The 22,689-nt window shown below is 46.0% G+C and carries 18 protein-coding genes, 1 tRNA gene, 2 rRNA genes and 1 pseudogene; 7 read left to right on the forward strand and 15 right to left on the reverse strand.

What is annotated here, in order from left to right:
* Positions 1–80: 80 nt before the first annotated feature.
* The 6 genes from ung to Q0460_RS10620 form a co-directional block, all read right to left on the reverse strand.
* Positions 81–776: a uracil-DNA glycosylase gene (ung, locus tag Q0460_RS04705; RefSeq protein WP_299085477.1), complete on the reverse strand. Its 696-nt coding sequence runs from the start codon at positions 774–776 to the stop codon at positions 81–83.
* A 289-nt stretch (positions 777–1,065) separates the two neighbouring features.
* Positions 1,066–1,530, reverse strand: coding sequence for a hypothetical protein (locus tag Q0460_RS04710; protein ID WP_299085479.1), 465 nt, complete (start codon positions 1,528–1,530; stop codon positions 1,066–1,068).
* Between the two features lie 231 nt (positions 1,531–1,761).
* Complete coding sequence (locus Q0460_RS04715; RefSeq protein WP_299085481.1) at positions 1,762–2,358, reverse strand: DJ-1/PfpI family protein; 597 nt, start codon at positions 2,356–2,358, stop codon at positions 1,762–1,764.
* A 222-nt stretch (positions 2,359–2,580) separates the two neighbouring features.
* Positions 2,581–3,327: a hypothetical protein gene (locus Q0460_RS04720; RefSeq protein ID WP_299085483.1), complete on the reverse strand. Its 747-nt coding sequence runs from the start codon at positions 3,325–3,327 to the stop codon at positions 2,581–2,583.
* A 35-nt stretch (positions 3,328–3,362) separates the two neighbouring features.
* Positions 3,363–4,001 carry an FAD-dependent thymidylate synthase gene (thyX, locus tag Q0460_RS04725; RefSeq protein ID WP_299085485.1) on the reverse strand — a complete coding sequence of 213 codons (639 nt, stop codon included), beginning with the start codon at positions 3,999–4,001 and terminating at the stop codon, positions 3,363–3,365.
* Between the two features lie 189 nt (positions 4,002–4,190).
* Entirely contained in the window at positions 4,191–4,400 is a 210-nt protein-coding gene (locus Q0460_RS10620; protein WP_367178654.1) for an EexN family lipoprotein, read from the reverse strand.
* 201 nt (positions 4,401–4,601) lie between these two features.
* Here Q0460_RS10620 and Q0460_RS04730 point away from each other — a divergent pair, with 201 nt between their 5' ends.
* The 4 genes from Q0460_RS04730 to Q0460_RS04745 all read left to right on the forward strand — a co-directional run bounded on the left by Q0460_RS04730 (position 4,602) and on the right by Q0460_RS04745 (position 9,081).
* The gene (locus tag Q0460_RS04730) at positions 4,602–5,951 is read left to right on the forward strand and encodes a sodium-dependent transporter (protein WP_299085488.1); all 1,350 of its coding nucleotides are present in this window, start codon (positions 4,602–4,604) and stop codon (positions 5,949–5,951) included.
* A 799-nt stretch (positions 5,952–6,750) separates the two neighbouring features.
* Complete coding sequence (locus Q0460_RS04735) at positions 6,751–8,094, forward strand: sodium-dependent transporter (RefSeq protein WP_299085490.1); 1,344 nt, start codon at positions 6,751–6,753, stop codon at positions 8,092–8,094.
* A 131-nt stretch (positions 8,095–8,225) separates the two neighbouring features.
* A complete protein-coding gene (locus Q0460_RS04740; protein WP_299085492.1) occupies positions 8,226–8,417 on the forward strand; it encodes a hypothetical protein in 192 nt (63 codons plus the stop codon).
* Complete coding sequence (locus tag Q0460_RS04745) at positions 8,380–9,081, forward strand: hypothetical protein (protein ID WP_299085494.1); 702 nt, start codon at positions 8,380–8,382, stop codon at positions 9,079–9,081. The genes Q0460_RS04740 and Q0460_RS04745 overlap by 38 nt, the downstream gene beginning before the upstream one ends.
* A 455-nt stretch (positions 9,082–9,536) precedes the next feature.
* Here Q0460_RS04745 and rho read toward each other — a convergent pair whose 3' ends face one another.
* The 6 genes from rho to gpmI form a co-directional block, all read right to left on the reverse strand.
* Entirely contained in the window at positions 9,537–10,883 is a 1,347-nt protein-coding gene (rho, locus tag Q0460_RS04750) for a transcription termination factor Rho (RefSeq protein ID WP_299085496.1), read from the reverse strand.
* A gap of 61 nt (positions 10,884–10,944) precedes the next feature.
* Positions 10,945–11,883 carry an acetyl-CoA carboxylase carboxyl transferase subunit alpha gene (gene accA, locus Q0460_RS04755; protein ID WP_297881080.1) on the reverse strand — a complete coding sequence of 313 codons (939 nt, stop codon included), beginning with the start codon at positions 11,881–11,883 and terminating at the stop codon, positions 10,945–10,947.
* Positions 11,883–13,100 (reverse strand): beta-ketoacyl-ACP synthase II, encoded by a 1,218-nt coding sequence (locus tag Q0460_RS04760; protein ID WP_299085498.1) that lies wholly within the window; start codon positions 13,098–13,100, stop codon positions 11,883–11,885. Before Q0460_RS04760 ends, accA begins: the two co-directional genes overlap by 1 nt.
* 18 nt (positions 13,101–13,118) lie before the next feature.
* Positions 13,119–13,355, reverse strand: a complete 237-nt coding sequence (acpP, locus tag Q0460_RS04765) for an acyl carrier protein (protein ID WP_005873350.1) — start codon at positions 13,353–13,355, stop codon at positions 13,119–13,121.
* Positions 13,356–13,423: 68 nt separating this feature from the next.
* Positions 13,424–14,167, reverse strand: a complete 744-nt coding sequence (gene fabG / locus Q0460_RS04770) for a 3-oxoacyl-ACP reductase FabG (RefSeq protein WP_299085500.1) — start codon at positions 14,165–14,167, stop codon at positions 13,424–13,426.
* Positions 14,168–14,268: 101 nt separating this feature from the next.
* Positions 14,269–15,735 (reverse strand): 2,3-bisphosphoglycerate-independent phosphoglycerate mutase, encoded by a 1,467-nt coding sequence (gene gpmI / locus Q0460_RS04775; RefSeq protein ID WP_299085502.1) that lies wholly within the window; start codon positions 15,733–15,735, stop codon positions 14,269–14,271.
* A gap of 198 nt (positions 15,736–15,933) precedes the next feature.
* On the opposite strand from gpmI, the gene mraY reads away from it, so the two are divergent.
* The 3 genes from mraY to Q0460_RS04790 all read left to right on the forward strand — a co-directional run bounded on the left by mraY (position 15,934) and on the right by Q0460_RS04790 (position 19,216).
* Complete coding sequence (gene mraY, locus Q0460_RS04780; RefSeq protein ID WP_299085504.1) at positions 15,934–16,998, forward strand: phospho-N-acetylmuramoyl-pentapeptide-transferase; 1,065 nt, start codon at positions 15,934–15,936, stop codon at positions 16,996–16,998.
* Positions 16,999–17,112: 114 nt separating this feature from the next.
* A complete protein-coding gene (gene murD / locus Q0460_RS04785; RefSeq protein ID WP_299085506.1) occupies positions 17,113–18,591 on the forward strand; it encodes a UDP-N-acetylmuramoyl-L-alanine--D-glutamate ligase in 1,479 nt (492 codons plus the stop codon).
* Positions 18,592–19,140: 549 nt separating this feature from the next.
* A tRNA-Phe gene (locus tag Q0460_RS04790) sits at positions 19,141–19,216 on the forward strand.
* Positions 19,217–20,532: 1,316 nt separating this feature from the next.
* On the opposite strand, the pseudogene Q0460_RS04795 reads toward Q0460_RS04790, so the two are convergent.
* The 3 genes and pseudogenes from Q0460_RS04795 to Q0460_RS04805 all read right to left on the reverse strand — a co-directional run.
* Positions 20,533–20,772 (reverse strand): annotated as a pseudogene (locus Q0460_RS04795) (ComEA family DNA-binding protein); the annotation flags it as partial.
* A gap of 1,060 nt (positions 20,773–21,832) precedes the next feature.
* Positions 21,833–21,949, reverse strand: a 5S ribosomal RNA gene (rrf, locus tag Q0460_RS04800).
* Between the two features lie 417 nt (positions 21,950–22,366).
* Positions 22,367–22,689 (reverse strand): 23S ribosomal RNA (locus Q0460_RS04805); the annotation flags it as partial.

The raw sequence follows: 22,689 nt of genomic DNA on the forward strand, positions 1-22,689 counted from the left end.
TTCTCCTTTCGGCATTTTTTAAAATTTCTTTACTTTGAAATTTTGCGGCGCATTTTACGCAAATTTCATTTAAAATACATTTAATCTGCGCCGTGATTTAGATCCCAATCGATCTCTCCCAGACCGTGCGCGCGCAGATATTCGTTGCATCTGCTAAAATGTCTGCAGCCGAAAAACGCCCCTCCTGCAAGCGGGCTAGGATGCGCGGCGGTTAAAATGAGATGCCTCTGCGCATCGATCAGCGCCGATTTTGCTTTGGCGAAATTTCCCCACAGCATAAAGACTAAATTTTGCCGCCTCGCGCTTAAAATTTTAATCACGGCATCGGTAAAAATTTGCCACCCAAAGCCGCTGTGCGAGTTCGCGCGGTTCGCGCCCACGCTAAGGCTCGCATTAAGAAGCAGCACGCCCTGCTTCGCCCAGTAGCTCAGATCGCCGCTTTCAGGCTCGCTGATACCCAGATCGCTCTTAATCTCTTTGTAGATATTTACGAGGCTGGGCGGAATTCGCACGCCGCGCGGCACCGAAAAGCTAAGCCCCATCGCCTGATGCTCGCCGTGGTAGGGATCCTGCCCCAAAATCACCGCGCGCACCCGTTCAAACGGAGTGAGATTGAAGGCATTAAAGATCAAATTTCCCGGCGGATAGACGATCTCGCGCTCCTTTGCGGCTAGCAGGTTTTCTTTGATCTTCGCAAAATACTCGCTTAAAAATTCCTCCCTAAGCGCCTCTTTCCAACCGCTCTCGATCCTCACGTCGTCTAAGTTTATCTGCATGCTAGCCCTTTAAGCTTTAATGAATTAACGCCATAATTTTACAATAAATTTTAAAAATAGTATCGCTTGCACGCCGCTACGAAAGATATATGCAAAAGCAGCGATAAAATTTGAGCCGGTTTCATTTTGTCTTTGTGATCTCCTATTTTATGTAAAACCCACTATATCGTTATTTTATCTACTTTGATAAACGTCCGTAAAACTAAAGTCTAATTTTTCATTTTTAAATTTTATCCCAAAGCTTTTAAATTTATCTTTCAACAACGATATCAATCTGCTGTAAATAAATTTAGCGCACGCTATAATATCCTAAAGTATTTATTTGAACTAAATCAAACTCGGGATAAAAAATAACCTCGTGATCATAATCTATCGGCTGTCCCCACGGTATATGATCCTTTTTATGCCATATTTGCCTTTTATCGTTCATTAACGCCGTTAGTTTTAAATTTTTAGTTGAGCCGTAGATTAAATATTCCCGACTGCCGGCATAGTGATAAAACGGCGCAGCCCACGACAATTTAAATTCGTGTAAATTTTTAGTTTGGGCTATGCAGTCTGACTCGGAAACAAGTTCGTAACCCTCTTGCAGCATTTTTTGTTGCGTCACGGCAAAAGGCTTATCCGCTTTTATAAAATGCGTGTAGCAGATGCAAGTCTGCCATTTATTGAAACAAACACCATCGGGAATCTTTTTGCGATATATCAGCAAAGTTTCACCCTTTCTACTTGTTAGAGATTCAAATTTAGCCAAATCTCGATCTTTTACGTACGGGAATTTAAATAACGGCGAAATTTGAGCATATAAACATATACACATTATCAATAAGAAAAGCGGCAAAATGACTACAAATGCCGTAATCTTGATGGCTTTCCACAATGTTTTTAATATCTTTACTGCTTGCATTAAGATTTACTTCCTCTCTATTTTAAAATTTACTGCGGTATTTATAAATCGCACCACCGATTTAACGGCTTTAAAATTTCATCTCGCAAGCTTGCCTCTAAGGTCGTAATACGGATAATCCATCGCCGCAGCGGCAGCTTCGCGCGCAGAGGCGCCTGCGAATTTCTCGATCACGCAAAGACCGAGCTCTATGGAGCTGCTTACGCCGCCAGCAGTGATGATCTCGCCTCCTTCTGGCAGGCTTTCGCGCACGAGCCGCTCGTGCACCACATCCGCACAGTAAGGCGCCAGCAGATCGTAGCAAAACGGATGCGTGGTCGCGCGCCTACCTCGCAAAAACCCCGCCGCGCCCAGAAGCAGCGAACCGGTGCAAACGCTAAACTTATACTTCGCATCGCGCGCGGTTGCGAGCCACGAGATGAAGCCCGCATCGTCCCTCAGGCGGCGCGTCGCCATACCGCCGGGCACAAAAACCGCATCAAAGCCGCCTAGATCCGTCGTGATCTCGCCCACGTCGATCGTAAGGCCGCCGCTATCCGAAACCTGCCGCTCGCGCGAGCAAAACCTCATCTCAAGCTGCGGGCGGACGGCTTTGAGCCTTAGCATACAATCGTAAAATCCCACAAAATCGAGGTGCGTCTGTCCGCTAAACATCACAAGCGCTAGATTTTTCATGATCCGTCCTTTAAAATTTATCGCTCGCCTATAGGTTTTCGGTTCGTCGCCGTTAAAATTTTCAGCGCTGCAGCCGCAATGAGCGTCTGTTTAAAACGCCCGTTTAAATTTAGCGACCGAATGCCCGCTCGGCTAAAATTTTAAAATTTCATCCTGTCGGGCAGCAGAAATTTGACCGCCCGCGAATAAAATTTCAGAAGCGGTTAAAATTTTGCGCGTTTTTTATTCCGCTTTATTCAGACTTGCAAAAGCCCGCAAGCCCGTATAGTGCAGCCTTTTTGAAATATTCTCAAATTCTAAATTCCAAATCCCCTCGTCGTATTTCCATTCAAACGGCGTTTTGTAGCTTTCCCAAATTTTACGAGCCTGATTATTGACCTCTTTGGTGAGCTCCGCGATATTCAAAGCCTTGCCAGCCTCGCTCATCATCAAATGCCAGTTATCCAAATCGGCGGAGTCTTCGGTGTGAATGGATTTTTCGTGCGGAAGATAATACACAAAATCGCCCGTATCAAAGGGAAATAAAGTATGGCATAGCGCAATGCCGTAAATTTTTTGAGCAAATACGGTCGGAAGCTGCTCGTCCGAATAGCCGAAAGTTGAAACGTATAAAAAGCTGCGTAAAATGCCCGCTAAATTTCTACAAACGGGCGCAAAGGCGTATCTGCATGCCCGCTGCGTTAAAGCGCCGTTTCGGATAAAACTTATGGCGCTATCGATTTCTTTTCTTCTTGCTTGCACGTATTTTATCTTTTTAAATCGCCAAGCTTGCATCAGCTCCAAAGAACCGTCGATAGCTCGCAAATGCTTGTCTCTTTTTTCATCCGCCGTGCCGCTTAGCTCCGCGATCCTCGCAGCAGCCTGCCTCCAAAACGGGATCAGGGTTTTTACCCATCCTAAGTAGCTAAGATAAAGCGCGTTCGGCTCCTCTTTTTCAAAAGCCGCTCTCATCTGCGTAAGTTTTATCATCGCAAGCCCCTTATATCAAAATTTTACTTCGCTCGCTACCTCTCGTCCTGCACCTTCTCGCCGCCCGCCATGCAGCTTTGGAATATAAATTTATGCTCCTGCGGCAGCGCTTCGTAAATTTTACCCGCAAGCTCGCGGATCTCCCAAAGTGCGACTTTGCTAGAGCGCAGAGCGAGAAAATTTTGCAGGCTGCGAGCGTTTATACTCCAGCTAAGCTCGCTCTTGTAGCACTCTGGCAGGCAGTATTTGGCGATATCAAGGCTAATAGGGGTTTGTAAGATTACGCGCAGGTTTTCAAGAGCCGCGATGCTTGCATTATCGACCGCTTCGTTACCCGTAAGCACGATGTATCGCGCGGCGTTTTCAAAGTCACCCTGCGCGAAGCTGTCCTCGCCGCGCAATTCTTTGAGAGTGTAGCGCGTGGATTTTACGCTAAGGCTTGCTAGGCGGTGGCGCGCCAGCTCCTGAAGCAGCGCGCGGGAGATGCCGCTGATGTAGAAGTTGTAGTAGAGGTGTTCGAGCGTGCTTGAGTGCTTGAGCTGGTTGCCGACGCGGTCAATGAGCGCTAGGTCTTTGGCGCCGCCGCAATCGCCGCGCTCAAAGCTCTGCCAGCAGGTGCGTATCGCGTTTGAACAGACCCAAAGCGGAGTGAAATTTAGAAGTTTGACTTGCATGTTTTGCCTTTGGTTTTGAAATTTTTGGATGATTTTAGCGTTTCGGGACTTAAAATTTAGCAGGGCTCGGCATTTGTATTTTAAAATTTACATTCATCAAATTTACCTTGCACCGAGATACAAGGTAAATAAAATGAACTTAAGTATAAGGCGTAAGAGATATTTTAATATTGAATTAATACTAAAATACTATTTTGTTCCCGAGAAAAACTTTTTATCCTCATTAAACTTATAAATTTCTTTAGCATTTTTACAATTCTTATAGGCGTTGCTATTTTCGTTTAATTTATCAAAATCGCATTGTTTGAAAACTTTTTCTGCCTCATCGGGATGATTTTGATAGTATTCTAAAGATTTAACCTCAGTATTATCGCAACCAACTAATAAAGCAGCTAACACCCCCCCCAGAGGAACATTTTAGGATTTTTCATTTCATTCTCCTTGTTTGAAATTTTACCTAGTATTTTACCATCTGTTTACTTTAAGAATTTTGAATTACTGCCATTCTACCTGCGCGGTAAACAAATTTAACGAAGCTTTGATACCGCCCTTAAGCTACATTTCGCTAAGATTGCGGCTAAATTTTAAAAAAGGTGCAAAATGAATGATAAATTTAGCAAAATCGGCTTCATTCTCGCAGTCGCAGGCAGCGCCGTGGGGCTCGGCAACGCGTGGAAATTCCCCACTCTCGTGGGTCAAAACGGCGGTAGCGCCTTCATCCTGCTCTATTTTTTGCTGACGTTTTTAGTAAGTTTCGTCCTTTTTATCGGCGAAATTTGTATCGGAAGGATCGGCGAGAGCGATCCCGTAGACTCCTTCAGGCGTCTGGCGCCTACGCATAAAGAAGCCTGGAGCAAGGCGGGATTTTTTATGATCTCAGGGCTTTTAATCTACTCGTTTTACAGCGTCGTGATGGGCTGGATCCTAAAATACACGATCACGTCGGCGTTTTCGCTACCAAGCGATATGGCGCAAAGCGGCGAGATATTTTCCGCTCTACTAAAAGATAGCCCGGTCGTCGCAATAGCCTGCTTTAGCGTGATGTCGCTGACGTGCTTTTACATTGTCTCGCGCGGCATCAAAAGCGGCATCGAGCGGCTAAACGTCTGGATGATGCCTGCGCTTTTCATCCTTTTGGTGCTGATGGTGGTGTATTCGATGAGCTTCGACGGCTTTAGCAAAAGCGCGAAATTCCTGCTCGTGCCCGATTTTAGCGCGTTAAATTCCAAAAGCGTACTCGAAGCGCTAGGGCTTGCGTTTTTCACGCTATCGCTGGGCGTTACGACAATAATGACCTACGCCGCGAGCCTGCCTGAGCGCACCAATATTCTAACTTCGAGCCTAAACATCGTATTTATCAATGTCATGATCGGCATAATGATGGGGCTCGTGGTTTTTACCTTTATCTTTGAATTTAACGCTGATCCCGCGCAATCGGGCCCTGGGCTTATTTTCGTCTCGCTTGCGATGCTGTTTAGCAAGCTGGGCGCGATCGGGCACGTGCTGGCGTTCGCGTTTTTTCTTACCTTGATTTTTGCGGCGATCACCTCGGCGATCTCGATGATCGAGCCTTCGGTGTATTATCTCGTAAAATCGCACAAAATAAGCCGTCTGCGCGCCTGCGCGATCGTCTTTGCGTTTACCTACGTCCTCGGCATCGCGTGCATTTTGGGCTACTACGGCGCTACGGCGGATAGCTTTAGCATACTTGGCACGCCGTTTTTCGACGTGCTAGACTACGCGACCTCGAAAATTTTAATGCCGATAGGCGGGCTCGTGATCGTGGTTTTCGTGGGATTTGTGATGCGAAAAGAAGCCGTACACGCGCTACTGGCGCCGTATATGGGCGAGCTAGGATTTAAAATTTGGTACTTCGTGCTGCTGCGCTGCGTCTCGCCCGTAGCCATAATTTTGATCGCGCTAAGAGAGCTTGGAATTTTACGCATCTAAGCGCGATTTGAAATTTTGCGGATTAGGCGCGAGTTAAATTTAAAATTTTACTGCGACGCGAGGGTTTGAAATTTTAAAATTTCATGCAAAACGGCGCGGCTGCGATCGCGCCTATCTGCGTAAGCAAACGGAACGTCGCGGTTTTAAATTTAAAATTCTACGCAGGAACTGTGCGCCAAATTTCACGACAAGCCGTGCGGCAACGCGCTTGGAATTTTAAAATTTGTCGCCGAAGCGGCGCGCGAGCCCGCGATCCGTCTAATAGACGGCCGATCCGTTGGAACAGCGCAGGGATCGCGCATTGCGGCTTGAAATTTTAAAATTTTACGCTCTGACGGCTCGGAGCGATAGGCAAAATTCCATAGCGAGCCTCACGGCGATCCGTGAGCGGCCATGGCGGCTGTCAAAAATCGCGCTTGGAATTTTACGTCCAGATAGGAGCGTGCGGCGACCGCAATCAGCCTTTGGCGCGACCACGCTAACCCGCGCGGCAACCTGCGCAAGACCGCGGCAAAAACGCCATAGCGCAGCCGCGTCTGATCACGCTGCGGAATTTTAAAATTCTAAACCTAGGCGGTCGGTGCGCAGATGCCGCGATAGTTTATGACGCGATCTATGCAATCTGCCGCAAAAACGGTACGCAAAATTTTGCAGTGGGTCGCGCGGCATCGCGCTTTGAATTTTAAAATTTAACGCCGAAGCGGTCCAAAAATAGCGCGCCAAATTTCATAGCGAGTTTGCGTATATAGTTTGGAATTTTAAAATTCCGTAGCTTTAAAATTTAAAAATCGGAGCGAAAATGAACGATAAATTTAGCAAAATCGGCTTCATACTTGCCGTCGCAGGCGGCGCGGTGGGGCTTGGCAACGCATGGAAATTCCCCACCCTCGTGGGTCAAAACGGCGGCAGCGCCTTCGTGCTTTTGTACCTCGCGCTCACGCTGGGCGTGGGCTTTAGCATATTTTTAGCCGAGATGGCGCTGGGCAGGCTGAGCGGGCGGGATCTGCCGAGCGCGTACGAGACGCTGGCGCCGCGCGGCGGACGCAAATGGCGCGCCGGAGGCGTTTTCATCGCGGGCGGCATGCTGGTGCTGTCCTTTTACCTCGTGATCCTCGGCTGGGTGATCCGCTATATCTTTTTGGGCTTTTCTCCGCTGCCCGCAACCGCCGAGGAAGCGGGCGCCGTCTTTGACGATCTCATCTCGCATTCGCTAGCCACGAGCCTAGGCTTTTACGCACTTGCGCTCGTGCTGACGCTATCCGTCGTCGCGCGCGGCATCAAAAGCGGTATCGAGCGGTTAAACGTCGTGATGATGCCGCTTCTCTTCGTGCTGCTGCTTGCGATGCTCGCGTATGCGTGCACGATGCAGGGATTCGGCGCGGCGGCGAAATTTCTTTTCTACCCAGACTTCGGCAAAATCACCGTTAACTCCGTCCTCTCCGCGCTCGGACTCGCGCTCTTTACCCTGTGCGTGGGCGTCGGCTGTATCGCGGCATACGCGGCATCGCTTAGCGAGGGGGTGCGGCTGGTGCGAAGCTCGGTAAACATCGTATTTATCAACATCGCGATTGGGCTAATGATGGGGCTCATCGTCTTTACTTTCATCTTCGAATTTCGCGCCGATCCCGCGCAGGGTGCAGGGCTTGTGTTCGTCTCGCTCACTACGATGTTTGCAAAAATGGGGCTAGCGGGGCAGGTGCTTGAAATCGCGTTTTTCGTCTCGCTCTTTTTCGCGGGGATCACGAGCGCGGTTTCGATGATTGAGCCTTTCGTCTTCTATCTCATCGGCAGATTTAAAATTTCGCGCTTGCGCGCAGTCTGCATCTCGGGGTGCGTCATAGCGGTGCTCGGAGCGTGCTCGCTGCTATCGATGCACGCGGATTATGCGAGCAAATTTAAGCTTTTCGGCGCGAGCTTTTTTAACTGCTTGGACTTCGTAAGCTCAAACATCATGCTGCCCCTCGGCGCGCTAACCTCGGCGATCTTTGTAGGCTTTGTGATGGATGCGCAGCGCCTGCGCGGGCTATTTGGCGCCGACATGGGCGAGCTTGGATTTAAAATTTGGTACTTTTCGCTGCGCTTCGTAGCGCCCGTCGCGATTGTGATCATAATGGCAAATCTGCTGTTTTTCAGCGGGAAGTAGAAAGCGATTCGGTTAAATTTAAAGCGGCACGGTTTAAATTCAACCCCTCTTTGGGCGAGCTAAATTTAAACGTTAACATCGCAGCCCGTTAGGCTCGTATTTTAACTAGCGTTTTGCTAAAGGAGTAAATTTTGAAAGCTCTTAAATTTCTAGCCAAAGCCCTAATCGCCGTGCTCGGCGTTTGTGTGATCGTCGGTGCGCTTAATTACAGCGGGTTTAGCTTTCATTATATAAAATGGCTTGATAAAGATGAACTTTTAGACAATTTTATCCAAGATCAATTTAATGATTATATCTACGACTGCTATTTATCAAAATTTTAGCAAAATAGACGATTGCAAAAAAGATATTTTCTATGAACTTGATTCAAATCTTACCGAAATAGACATATTAAATAAGATCGAAAAAATTTTACAGAATGATAATAATCAAACAAAGATTAATATAGAAGAAGAAATTAGAAAAAATTTTACTTTAAACGATATAAGCAAAAATATCATAAGCAATAAGAAAATCGCTTGGACTTTGAAAGATGATAATGAACGATACAAACGAGACAATGAGTGGAATAGATACTATTTTTGGAATACATACTTTAAAATAAATTTTCCTAAAGACAAAAATATTCTAGTCCATTATGACTGGTATAATATATTTTATATTAAAAACTTATATAAAATATCAGAATGTAAAAATAAACCTAAACTATACGATAGACTTAACGGAATATCCAAATATTGTACCTACACTAAAATAATTCAATTCCCAATTTATGAATATAAAATTCAAAGCGATGATTTTATTAATACAAAATGTAAAATAGAAGCATATTTGCAAAATCAACATAGCCCAAATTTCAATAGTTGCGGTAACGAATTTTATGGAGTAGAAATCCTAATTTCGGAAAATAACATAGACAATAACGAGCATGTTGATGAAGGTGGGTATATTGAAATTCTAAAAGATGCTATTGATAAAAGAAGATAATAGAGTGAAAACTGGGAAAAATAGAAAATAAAATACAGAAAAAATTGAATTAATAAGCTACGGCAAAAAGGAAAAATTGCGATAAAAATAGAAATTAAGATTTAGATAATTAAGCTTTGTCAGTATTGTATTAAATTTGAAGCAACGATATCAAGCGCCATAGCTCCGTGCGTAGCAAAACATAAAATTCCTCGTAAAATTTTACGCTTGACATCTTACGAATAGATTTTACCGAAGTAAAATTTTATCGGACGGCGCCGCACCTCGTGCTTTGAGCGCAAAACGTTTAGCAAATATCGCGATAAATTTAAACTTATAATAGTGGAGTTTGAAAAAAAGACGCGCCGCTTGGAAAAAGCGCATACAAAGCTACGTGGCGGTATTTGCGGCAAGCGGCGCAAGCCATGCCGCTAAATTTGAAGCGAAATTTTAAATAAGACTAAATTTAATAAAATTTAGCCGTTCATTATCGATAGCAGCTCGGTGTTGTCTTTGGTTTTTAGCATCTTGGCATATAAAAATTTTAGCGCCTCGACGTCGTCCATCGTCGAGATCGCCGAGCGCAGCGCCCAGATCTTTTGCAGATTTTCGCTGCCTTGCAAAAGCTCCTCTTTGCGCGTGCCGGACTTGGTGATATTGATCGCCGGGTAAATTCTGCGGTCCGAGATATTGCGATCGAGGATGATCTCGCTGTTGCCCGTGCCTTTGAACTCCTCGAAGATCACGTCGTCCATGCGCGAGCCGGTCTCGATGAGCGCGGTAGCGACGATGGTAAGCGAGCCGCCGTTTTCGATATTTCGCGCCGCACCGAAGAAGCGCTTCGGCTTGTGCAGGGCGTTTGCGTCCACGCCGCCGCTCAGGACTTTGCCGCTACTAGGCGTAACGGTGTTGTAGGCGCGCGCAAGACGGGTGATGCTGTCGAGCAGAATGACGACGTCCTTGCCGTTTTCGACGGCGCGTTTTGCCTTTTCGATGACGAGCTCGGCGACGCGGACGTGATTGAATGCTGGCTGATCGAAAGTCGAGCTAAACACCTCGCCTCGCACGCTACGCTCCATGTCGGTCACCTCCTCCGGGCGCTCGTCGACTAGCAGCACCAAAAGCTCGACCTCGGGGTGGTTGCGCGTAATGCCGTTGGCAAGCTCTTTCATTAACTCCGTTTTACCGCTACGCGGAGGCGCCGTGATGAGCCCGCGCTGCCCCTTGCCGATCGGGGTGAAAAGATCAAGCACGCGACCGGTAAGGCGCATAGGATCGTATTCGAGCTTGAGCTTTTCGGTCGGGAAAAGCGGCGTGAGATTGTCAAATAGCGGGCGCTCTCTGGCCTCTTGGATAGATTTATAATTGATCGCCTCAATCTTTAAGAGCGCGTAGTACTTCTCCTGATCCTTCGGCTCGCGCACCTGACCCGTGACGATGTCGCCGACGCGAAGGGCGAATTTACGGATCTGGCTTAGGCTCACGTAGGCGTCGTTGGCGCTGTCACTTAAATTTGAATCTATGCCGCGTAAAAAGCCGTAACCCTCGGCGGTAACCTCCAAAATCCCCGTAAAAAGTATAAAGCCGCCCTGCTTCGTCTGCATGCGTAAAATTTCAAAAACGAGCGCTTGGCGGCGGAATTCGCGCGGGTTCTCGACGCCTAGCTCATCTGCTATGGCGATGAGATTTTCAATATCCATCGAGCGGAGCTCCTCGATCTGGTAGCCCTCGACGGGAACGTGCGTTTTAGCGTAAGTTTTTCTGCCGTTTTGATTAGAATTTGAAACGGCGGTCTGAGCGGAATTTTGATTTGTATTTTCCATTTGTCCTCTTAGAGTGTGAAGTTATTAAATTTGGTTTTAAAAAAGTTGCGAAATTTAAAATTTAGTTTTCTTTATAAGCACCGAACCTTAAAATTTTTTGTTGCCTTCTGCTGATGAGCTCGTCTATGCTAAGATCGTCTAGCTTGTGCAGCTCGGTTAAAACGTAGTTTCCCAGCGCTTTTATCGCGCCGTCTTTATCTCTGTGGGCGCCCGTTTTAGGCTCTTTAATCACGTCATCGATCAAGCCCAGCTCTTTTAGCTCCTCGGCGGTGATCTTTAGCGCCTTCGTAGCGGCCTCGCTCTTGCTTGGATCGTTCCACAAAATCGCGGCACAGCCCTCAGGAGAGATAACTGAAAAAATTGAGTTTTGAAGCATCGCCAGCCGATCGGCCACGCCGATAGCCAAAGCTCCGCCGCTACCGCCCTCGCCTATAACTACGGCGATCGTAGGGGTTTTAATATCGCTAAGCTCATATAGATTTCGCGCGATAGCCTCGCTCTGACCGCGTTCCTCGGCACCAAGTCCTGGATATGCGCCCGGAGTGTCAATCAAAAACAAAATAGGAAGGTTAAATTTCTCAGCAAGTTTTGCTACGCGCAGTGCCTTGCGATAGCCCTCCGGATGGGGCATGCCGAAATTTCGCTTCAGCTTGTTTTTGGTACCGCGACCCTTCTGCTCGGCAATCACGGCAATTTTACGGTTACCCATAATGCCCAGATAACACACGATCGAAGGATCGTCTCTAAAGGCGCGGTCACCGTGAAGCTCCCTGGCGTCTTGCAAAAGCGCACGAATATAATCGATCGCGTAAGGGCGATCCGGATGACGCGCAAGCTGAAGTCTTTGGTATTCGTTTAAATTTTTATAAACTTTGGAAATTTCTTTTTCGAGGTTCTTATTTAAAATTTCGACCGCGTCCTCATCGCCGCGAATTTTTGCAGCGGTGATGTCCTCATCGATCTGCTTTATAGACTTTTCGAAGTCCAGATAGCTAGCCATTAATCTACTCTTTTGAAAATAAGCGATGCGTTCGTGCCGCCGAATCCAAAATTATTGCTCATGACGCAATCGAGTTTGGCTTTTCTAGCGACGTTTGGCACATAGTCCAAATCGCAATCTGGATCTTTTGAAATTTGATTTATCGTAGGCGGTATGATGCCGTTTTGCATCGCCAAAAGGCTGATCGCAGCCTCTACCGCTCCTGCAGCGCCTAGGCAATGTCCTAGCTGACCCTTAGTGGAGCTGACTGCAGGCACTTTGCCCTCACCGAAAAGCTCTTTTAACGCTGCGGTTTCGTTTTTATCGTTTATCGCAGTGGACGTTCCGTGGGCGTTGATATAATCAATCTTCGGGCGTCCTGCCATCTCGTAGGCCTTTTTCATAGCGCGAATCGGACCGTCTAGGCTAGGTGAAGTGATATGATAAGCATCGCCGCTAGCGCCGAATCCTACGAGCTCGCCGTAAATTTTAGCGCCGCGCGCTCTTGCGTCCTGCAGCTCTTCTAAAACTAAAGCCGCCGCGCCTTCGCCCATAACAAAGCCGTTTCGCTCCGCATCAAACGGACGTGAAGCGTGCGCAGGATCGTCATTTCTAGCACAAAGCGCCTTCATCGCAGCAAATCCACCGATACCTACGGGACAAACCGCAGCCTCGGCTCCCACTGCGAGCATCTTTTTCGCTTCACCGATCATGATAACTCTCGCAGCGTCTATAATCGCATGCGCAGAAGCCGCACAAGCCGTAACGCTGGATAAATTCGGACCTTTTAATTTATAATATATCGAAACAAAGCCGCCGAGCATATTTACTAATGCAGAAGGGATAAAAAACGGAGAAATTCGCCTAGGACCGCGCTGCAAGCAGGTATTGGCGTTTATTTCGATATTCGGCAAACCGCCTATACCGCTAGCGGAGCTAACGCCGAATTCGTCGCTATCAAAGCTACTAAATTTAGCGTCATCCATAGCTTCGCCCGCAGCTTTAAGCCCCAGTTGGATAAATCTATCCATCTTTTTTATCTCTTTTCCATCCTCGATTATGCTAGAAGGATCGAAACCTTTTACTTCAGCTGCAATTTGAACCGGGAATTCGCTAGCGTCAAAGAGCGAAATTTTATCAACCCCGGTTTTTCCGTTACAGATATTTTCAAAACTGCTCTGTTTGTCAAGCCCGAGAGAGGTTATCATCCCGATGCCCGTTACTACGACTCGTTTCAAAACCGCTTCCTTAAAATTTTATTTTTTAGGCAAATTTTCTATATAATCTACTACGTCTTTAATGCTTACTAATTTTTCGGACTCGCTATCAGGGATCTCGATACCGAATTTCTCCTCTAAAGCCATTACTAGCTCAACTACGTCAAGAGAGTCCGCGCCCAAATCCTCGATAATTTTAGAGTCAAGTTTAACCTGATCCGGGCTAACGCTGAGTTGTTCTACAACTACGTCTCTTACATCTTCAAATACTGCCATTTTAGCACTCCTTTAAAAAAATACCGCGTAATTTTATAATATTTAACCTTAAATTCCGCTATTTAACGCTACATATAGAGCCCGCCGTTGATTTTAAGCGACTCTCCAGTAATGTAGCCCGCGCCGTCGCTAAGCAAAAACGCAACTCCTTCGGCGACGTCGCTCGTGCTTCCGAGGCGCTTAAGCGGGATGCTCGCTTCGTAGCTTGCTTTTACGTCGTCGCTTAGCGCGTCCGTCATATCCGTAGCGATGAAGCCCGGAGTTATGCAATTAAAGCGGATGCCGCGCGCGGCGCCCTCTTTTGCGAAACTCTTGCTCATCGCGATCATTCCGCCCTTGCTCGCGCTGTAATTGACCTGCCCTGCGTTGCCCATTTCGCCTACGATCGAGGCGATATTTACGACCGCGCCGAAGCGCTTTTTGCTCATTAGCTTTAGAGCTTCGCGGCAGCCGATGAAAGCGCTGCTTAAATTTGCTTCGATCACGCCCATGAAGTCTTCCAGCTTCATCCTAAGCGCGAGTTTGTCGTTCGTGACGCCCGCATTATTTACGAGATAGCTTAGCTCGCTGTCGCTTTGTGCGATCAGGGCAATCGCCTCGCTAAATTCCGCCTCGTTCGTCGCGTCAAATTTTATCACCGCACCCTCTCCGCCGTTTGCGCGGATCTCCTCTAGCAGCGCGTCGGCTATCTCGGGCTTTGAGCGATAATTGATCCACACCTTAAGTCCGTAGCCCGCCAAAGTCCTTGCGATCTGTGCGCCGATACCGCGGCTCGCGCCCGTGATTAAAACGTTTTTCCCGCTAAATTTCATACTTGTCCTTTTGTTAAAATTTTAATCTCTAGCGTAAATTTATCCAAATTTACCTAAATTTTAGCAGTTTAAATCTACTCGCGACCCACGCCGTTGAAATTTCAAAATAGCGCCTCGTCCATCTCCGCGGGCTTTGGCAGCCCCATTAGTTTTAGCACGGTCGCTGCGACGTTGCTAAGCCCAAGTCCGCTTTTTAGTTCACGCACGCCGCGTCCCAGCACGAAGCAAAATACGTCAAAGGTCGTGTGGTTGGTTAAAATTTCGCCGTCAGCGTCTCGCATCGCCTCGCAGTTGCCGTGATCGCTAATCTGCACGTAGGCGTAATCGTGCGCCTTCGCCGCGTTTAAAATTTTACCGATGCACTCATCCACCGCCTCGACCGCCTTTACCGCGGCGTCGTAGTTGCCCGTGTGGCCAACCATATCGCCGTTTGCGAAATTTACGACGATGAAATCGATCCCCGCTTTGATACCGCGGATCACCGAGTTGCACACCGCTGGCGCGCTCATCTGCGGCTGCTCGTCGTAGGTTTTTACTTTGGGGCTTGGGATCAGCACGCGAATTTCGTTCGGCAGCGGCTCCTCAACGCCGCCGTTAAAGAAAAACGTCACGTGGGCGTATTTTTCGGTCTCGGCGGTGTGAAGCTGCGTAAGACCGGCTTCTGCGATCACTTCGCAAAGCGTGTTTTTTAGCACGGGCTTCTCAAAAAGCAGTGGAAATTTAAAGCTCGCGTCGTATTCGCTCATCGTGATTAAATTTTGCACGACGAGCTTTCGCTTGAATTCGCTAAAGCTCTCATCGCCCAAAGCCGCGCAAAGCTCTCTAGCGCGATCGTTTCTAAAATTTATAAAAATCACTCCGTCATCCGCGCCGATACCGCCAAAGCCATTAAAGCTCGCAGGCTCGATAAATTCGTCGCTCATGCCGTGCTCGTAGCTTTGCAGTATATACTCGATAGGCGAAATTTCAAGTGGCGCCGTCTCACCCATAAGCACGTCGTAAGCGCGCTTTACGCGATCAAAACGCTTGTCGCGATCCATAGCGTAAAAGCGCCCGCACACGCTCGCGACTTTAAATTTAGCCTGTAGATGCTTTAAAAATTCCGCTCCGCTGCTAGGCGAAACGTCGCGCCCGTCGGTGATAGCGTGCGCCCATGTCTCGCAACCCGCATTCTGCGCTATCTCGCAGATCGCGTCAAAATGGCGCATATGCGAATGCACGCCGCCGTCGCTGTAAAGCCCTATGACATGCACTCTGCGGCACTTTGAAAGCAGGCTTTGTAGCGCTTCGTTTTTCTCAAGCGAGCCCTCATCAATCGCGCGATCGATTTTAACTAGGTTTTGATACAGAATTCTACCGCTTCCGATCGTCATATGCCCTACTTCGCTGTTTCCCATCTGTCCTTGCGGCAAGCCAACGGCAAGCCCAGAGGTGCGCAGCAGCGTATTGGGCACGTTTTTAAAAAGATAATCATAGGCGGGCTTTTTCGCGTTTGCAAACGCGTTAAATTTATCGCTCGCATTAAAGCCGATGCCGTCGGTGATAAGTAAAATCGTCTTTTGCCCCATTTTGGCTCCTAAATTTCATCTAAATTTCGCTGCGCAGGTCTTTTGAGGCGGATCTGCGGCGCTGTTTTTACGAGCGGCATTATACTTTTTTTTGGCAAATGCGGCAAAATTTCATCCGTCCTAAAAGCTAAATTTTACCTCTTTTATACTAAAATGCGCGTTTTCGTATAAAATTTCATAAAATTTAAAAGGCAAACTTTGTTTTATTATCTTTACCATCTTACGAATATAAATTTTTTCCAATACATCACCGCGCGCGCAGGACTTGCGTTTTTTATCGCTTTTTGTTTTTCGGTCTGGGCTATGCCGCGATTTATCCGCTGGGCGCAAAATAGACACGCCGCGCAGCCCATCTACGAGCTCGCGCCGCAAAACCATCAGAAAAAGAGTAAAACTCCGACGATGGGCGGGCTCGTTTTCGTTACCGCTGCGGTGCTCGCAAGCCTGATGTGCGCCAAGCTAAACAACGTCTTCGTACTCTGCGGCCTGCTTTGCTTGGTAGGCTTCGGCTATATAGGCTTTAAGGATGATATCTCTAAAATTTTAGGCCGCCAAAACCACGCAGGTCTTAGCGCGCGGGCTAAATTTGCACTGCAAAATTTCTTGGCGTTTCTGATTGGGGCGACGCTTTATGCTTTTAGCGATCTAGGCGGGGAATTTTTTGTACCGTTTTTTAAATACCCTCTGCTAAATTTATGGATCTTCGCGCCGCTGTTTTGGACGATCGTAATAAGCGCTAGCTCAAACGCGGTAAATTTAACCGACGGCCTGGACGGACTAGCGACCATTCCGTCGGTGTTTTCGCTCTGCACTTTGGGCGTATTTGCCTATCTTTGCGGGCATGCGATCTACTCGCAATATCTCTTGCTACCGCGCGTCGCGGGCGCAGGCGAGGTCTGCATCATCGCCTCAGCGCTCATCGGCGCGCTGCTTGGGTTTTTGTGGTTTAACTGCTACCCCGCCGAAGTCTTTATGGGCGATAGCGGCAGCCTGAGCGTAGGCGCGTTTTTAGGATACTGCGCGGTCATCACGAAGAATGAAATTTTACTCATAATGATCGGCTTTGTCTTCGTCATCGAAACGCTCAGCGTGATCTTGCAGGTAGGCAGCTTTAAAATTTTTAAACGCAGAATTTTCCTTATGGCGCCTATACATCACCATTTCGAGCTTAAAGGCTGGGTCGAAAATAAAATCATCATCCGATTTTGGATCATCGCGCTGATCGCAAATATCATAGCGCTGACGTCGCTGAAACTGAGATAAAATGCGAGCGCAAATTGAACCCGACTTCGAAACGGCGCGCGAAAGATACGGCGAAATTGCCGGGCTTAGCGCGGACGAGATAACTCAAATTTCATGGGGCAAAAGGGGAGAAAAATGAAAAAATCGCTATTTGGCTACGGACTTACGACCAAAGCGATCGCCGAGCGCTATCGCGACGAAGGCGGCTGGGACATATACGACGATAAATTTGAAATTTCTTCGGGCGCGCCGAAGCTGGATGAGTTCGGCAACGCGCTTTTAAACCCGAGCGAGTTCGATCCCGCCGCAAGCGAGCTTGAAATCCCAAGTCCGGGCTTTCCGCCGTATCACGAGCTGGTGCGAAAGGCACGGAATTTAATCAGCGAATACGATTATTTTGATGATTACAAAGGCCTTAAAATTTGGATCAGCGGCACGAACGGCAAGACCACGACGACGAAGATGATGCAGCACCTACTCGAGCGATACGGCTCGCAAATGGGCGGCAACGTGGGCGTCCCGCTTGCAAAGCTTGATAAAAGCGCCAAAATTTGGGTGCTGGAGACGAGCTCGTTTACGCTGCACTACACCAAGCACGCGCGCCCCGACATCTACGTGCTGCTTGCGATCACGCCCGATCATCTCAGCTGGCACGGCGATTTCGCGGAGTATGAGCGTGCCAAACTCTCGCCCCTGATAGCGATGCGCGAAGGCTCCGTGGCGCTGATCCCGCGCGCCTACGAAAGCTCCGCCGCCGCGCAAAACAGCCTAGCCCGCGTGATCTGCTACGAGGACGAAGCGGATCTGGCGCAAAAATTCGGCATCGATTTAGGCGAGATAAAATTCCGAACTCCGTTTTTGATCGATGCGCTTTTGGCGCTGTGCGTGGAGAAAATTTTATTCGACAGATGCGACGCCATGCGACTAAACAACTTCGTGATCGAGGGTAATAAACTCGAGGAGTTTACCGACGCGCGCGGCAGGCTCTGGGTCAATGACACGAAGGCCACCAACATCGATGCGTGTGCGCAGGCGCTGAAGCGCTACTCGGGGCGCAAAATACATCTGATCCTAGGCGGCGACGATAAAGGCGTGGATCTGCACCCGCTTTTTGCGGAGTTTAAAAAATACGATCTGCAAATTTACGCGATCGGCTCAAACACCGATAAAATCGTGCTTTTGTGCGACGAATACAAAATTCCTTGCGTGCGCTGCGAAATTTTACAAACGGCGGTGAGCGAAATTTCGAAGCGGTATCGAGATGCGGACTTTAAAAAAAGCGGCGCGAGCGAATTGAAAGTACAAAATTTAGGCGCGGATGACGGATGCAACGGCGGTAAGGCGAAAGAAAACGCAAAGATCGGCGAGAATACGCCGCATAAAGGCGGCGGCTCATCTGCCGTAAACGACGACGCCTCTTCGCCGAAACGCCGCGCAAACGACGGTGAAACTCGGAATTCGCAGAATTCTAAAAATTTCGAAAATTTTAAAAATTCCATAAATTCTGCGAGCGAAATAGCGCTGTTAAGCCCTGCATGTGCCAGTTTGGATCAATTTAAAAGCTACGCTGAACGCGGTGAGCTATTTAAAAAACAAGTCGCACAACTCGGATAGATAAGCATATCAAGTTTAGATGGATCAGGTCGAGCCTTTATTAATACAATTTGCAATCGTATTTAAAATTTCAACGCTTCTGATGCGTGGATATCTAAATAAATTTAACCCCGAAGTAAACATCCCCATGTCACACTATTAGCTCGAGCACAATGTTTATAAAGATGCTTCGTCAAGTCCAAATTAAAGCCAATTTTCGATGCTAAATTTAACCAATCGCAGCTATCGCCCATTATGCGCGCAAATTTAAAACGATGCAGCGATTCTTTGGCGCAAATTTATCTACTTTGCACAGCCTAAAACCAAGCGTACAATTTGCAAAGTCGGCTAAATAGTAAAATTTTATACCACTTTGCTTTTTAGATCGATAGCCCTTTTTGATTATTGCAAATTGCTGCACAAGCAATATTTTTTGCTACTGAAATTTAAAAAATTTTAGCTGAGTAAATTTGGCTGTTTTCGAGCGCAACGTGCAAAAATCTAGCGAAAATCAAGGATTTTAACCGAGATTTAAGTATTGCATGGCTAAAATTACTTTTCTTTTTCGGTGGTTGGATAGCTCAGTCGGTAGAGCAGCAGACTGAAAATCTGCGTGTCGGCAGTTCGATTCTGCCTCTAACCACCATTAAGTCTTTTCTTTTTACTTTCATTTAATTCCGATATATAGGTGCTTACTTCATATTTAGATTACTTTTCTTTCTTGTTATTTTTGTTTGTAATATAACTATTTCTGAAAAAAATAAGGATCTTATTAGGGGCTTTTTCGCATTATAAGCTCACGCTACCATTAATATTAATAAGGAGCATTCAATGGCTAACGTATCAAGTGCAAATTTAACCGATAAAGATATTAGGGGTTTAGAATTTTAAAGATCGAATGCATTTTAAAGTTATAGGTAATCCGAAAGAGCTTTATGTATGTCTCTCCCAAAGGGCTAAAGACCTTTAAAATCAGACTTAGAAAAGACGACAAAGATACTTACTACTAAGACGCTTAGCGAATTCCGCCCGGGTATCTACTCCGTAGCAGATGCACGCAAGGATGCCAACGCCCTTCTAGCTCAACTATCACAAGGCAAGGAGCTAAACGTAATCTTAGGCAAATCGGATAAGTATAAATCCAAAAACTTGTTTGACGAATTTATAAAAATAAAACTTATATCAATCGTAATAATACTAGCATTTAAATAGGGTAAAATTTGCTTTAAATCTATCTCTTGTGGTCTTTTTAGCCGCTACGCCATACGCTTTGCGGTCAGATAAACCCACTGCCGCTTCTGCAAAATTGCCGCCCTAAACCGCTATGATTTCTTATGGCTTGACTTTAGCCTACACGATTTCTAGGCATTAGCTTAAACGCGTCGGTAATCGATTTGCCGATACCTTGCTGTAGTTCGGAGGTCTTTGGGGTAATTTTAGTTCTGCTTAAAAGTAGTGAGATTGAAATTTATGAGAAATCAGGGATTTACACCTTAAAATTCTAAAAAATATCGGCTCACCGTACCATAAAATAAAATCGCATCCGCAAGTTTAAATCGAACTGGAGGCTATAAATTTACGGCTGAATTTATAGCAAGTTACATTTACAGAATATGGACTAAATCTATGCATTTGCTACCCAACCCTTGCATTCGTCTCAAGCGCTAGACTTGTAGAATAATGAGCTAAGGTCGGGAGAAATTACTCCCCCCTCCCCTTCTTGCCCTTCTTACCTTTAGCCTTAGACGATCCCTCTTCTTTAGCTTCGTCTTTCATCTTAGCCGTAGAGTTTTTTACTTTACCATCCTCATTCATAGCCTTATCCATGCTATCATCCATTTTCTCTTGCATCTTTTCTGATTTGGCATTTGCTTTAGCTTTAGAAGATTTGACGGTATCTTTGGCTTTTTTGCTTGCTTTTTTCTTGGCAGATTTTAGATCACTAATGTCGGTCTGTCCGCTTACGGCAAGATCGTCCTTAATGGCTTCGAATCTCTTATCGCCTATGCCTTTAATGTTTTTGATATCCTCGATATCTTTAAATTTATTATCCTTGCGGTAATCTATGATAGCTTCCGCTTTTGCTTCTCCAATGCCCGGAAGCGCCATAAGCTCTTCTTTACTTGCTGTGTTTAAATTTACGGCTGCCAACATAAAAGCAGGAAGAGATAGAAATAGTGCGGATTTAAATAGGTTTTTCATTGAAAAGTCCTTTTAAGTTGAGATATTTGTATTGCCAAATAAAACGTTTATTAGCATTGAGAGCTTTTGCATACCTATCCCGTGCCAGTGCTAGAAAAGGAATGCGCCCATATGCTATTACGCTACCTTGCAATACGGTAAGGATTATATTTGCAGCGGGCTTAAAGGGAGATAAATTTAAGAGATATATTGAAATTTTATCTGCTTCGATCGTTTTATTAAATAAATACGTTAAATTTTAGCTTAATCTTAAAAAGCAGATAGGCGCGGATAAAGCTAGATATATTAAATTAAACCGCAAGCATTGAAACTGGATTTGGATTTAAATCATGTAAAAGGCTAAGCGGCGGTATTTATGAAATTTAACCCTACCTTGCTGCGCACGGAGACTTTTTACGTGCGAGACTATATACAATACGGCGACGGGATGCTGGTGTTATGAAAGGCAAGGATACTTTACATGCAAGGCCAGGCAGGCGATATTAATAAAAATTTAGCTGCATCAATTATAAAGCTTTCTTTTTGAGGACATGCTTTTTCTAAACTGATTTTTTATGGGACGTTTCATTATATTAAGTAACAGCGCTTGCCAAGCTTTATTTGGCATCTAGTTTAAATCATACGAAAGCCTTATAAGTTGCCGGTGGCTTTATAATTTAGATATAAAAGCGCGGTAATGTATTAAAAAACGAACGAACGTATAAATCATAAATGAGGCTCGTAGAGGTTAGAAATAAAGATCGCGCCATAGAAGCTAAAAAGCAAACGCAACAGATAGTATTAAAAAACAATACGAACGAGCAAATATTATAGAGAAAAATTTCAATCCGTATCATTTTTCACTCAATATAAGTCAAATTTAATGCAGAGTATTGAGATTTTGTATTGATGGAGGGCTAGATTTAAAATTTGTATTTGCAGAAGGTTCTAAAATCCTAAGAAGGCTATAGAATTTTAAATTTATCAAGCAATATTTATTGGCTAAAAGAAGCGATAAACTAAAGACACCGGAGTAGAATTTAAATTGAAAATTGTATGGAAAGTTATGGAATTCTAACAAAGCCTGCAGCGACCTACTTTCCCCGTCCGAGTAACGGATAGTATCATCAGCCAGGACGAGCTTAGCTTCTTGGTTCGAGATGGAGCAAGGCGTTTCCTCGTCTGTATAGCCACAGGCAGTGTTAAATAAGGGATTGCTTTTATTGTTTGATAGTAATATTATATACTGCGAATACCTTACGAGCTTTAACCGCGTAGCATAGGAGCTTTACTCGTTCCTGTCTGTTCGCCTTATATTAAAAATACTTCGTAATCTAATTTGTATTAATCGTAGATTACGGATATCTTTTATAATCTCTTATTTAACACTGCGTTCATCGTTAAAGTCAGATCTTGTTTTATAAAAACAAAGGTTGATAAGGCATAGTAAAAATTTACTATTTCGAATTGAGAACTAATTTTTTGCTAGGCGAGGCAAACGAGCAAAGACGAGGGAGCATACGTATGGTATGTGACCGAAGTCTGCAGCGAAGTTTAACGAAGCATAGTGAAAAATTAGGAATCAATTTTATCCTTAACAAGGAAGTAATGCTTAAAAGATAAGCAAACGAGCTATTAGTACCGGTCAGCTAAAGGACTTTCATCCATTACACATCCGGCCTATCAAACTAGTAGTCTACTAGAGCTCTTAAAAGAAGATTCATCTTGGAGTCGGCTTCGAGCTTAGATGCTTTCAGCTCTTATCGTATCCCGACTTAGCTACCCGGCGGTGCTCTTGGCAGAACAACCGGTACACCAGTGGTCGGTTCAACCCGGTCCTCTCGTACTAGGGTCAACTCTCCTCAATCTTCTTACGCCCACGGCAGATAGGGACCGAACTGTCTCACGACGTTCTGAACCCAGCTCGCGTACCGCTTT

Origin of the sequence: uncultured Campylobacter sp. (assembly GCF_937980635.1) — a bacterium.
GTDB lineage: Bacteria > Campylobacterota > Campylobacteria > Campylobacterales > Campylobacteraceae > Campylobacter_B.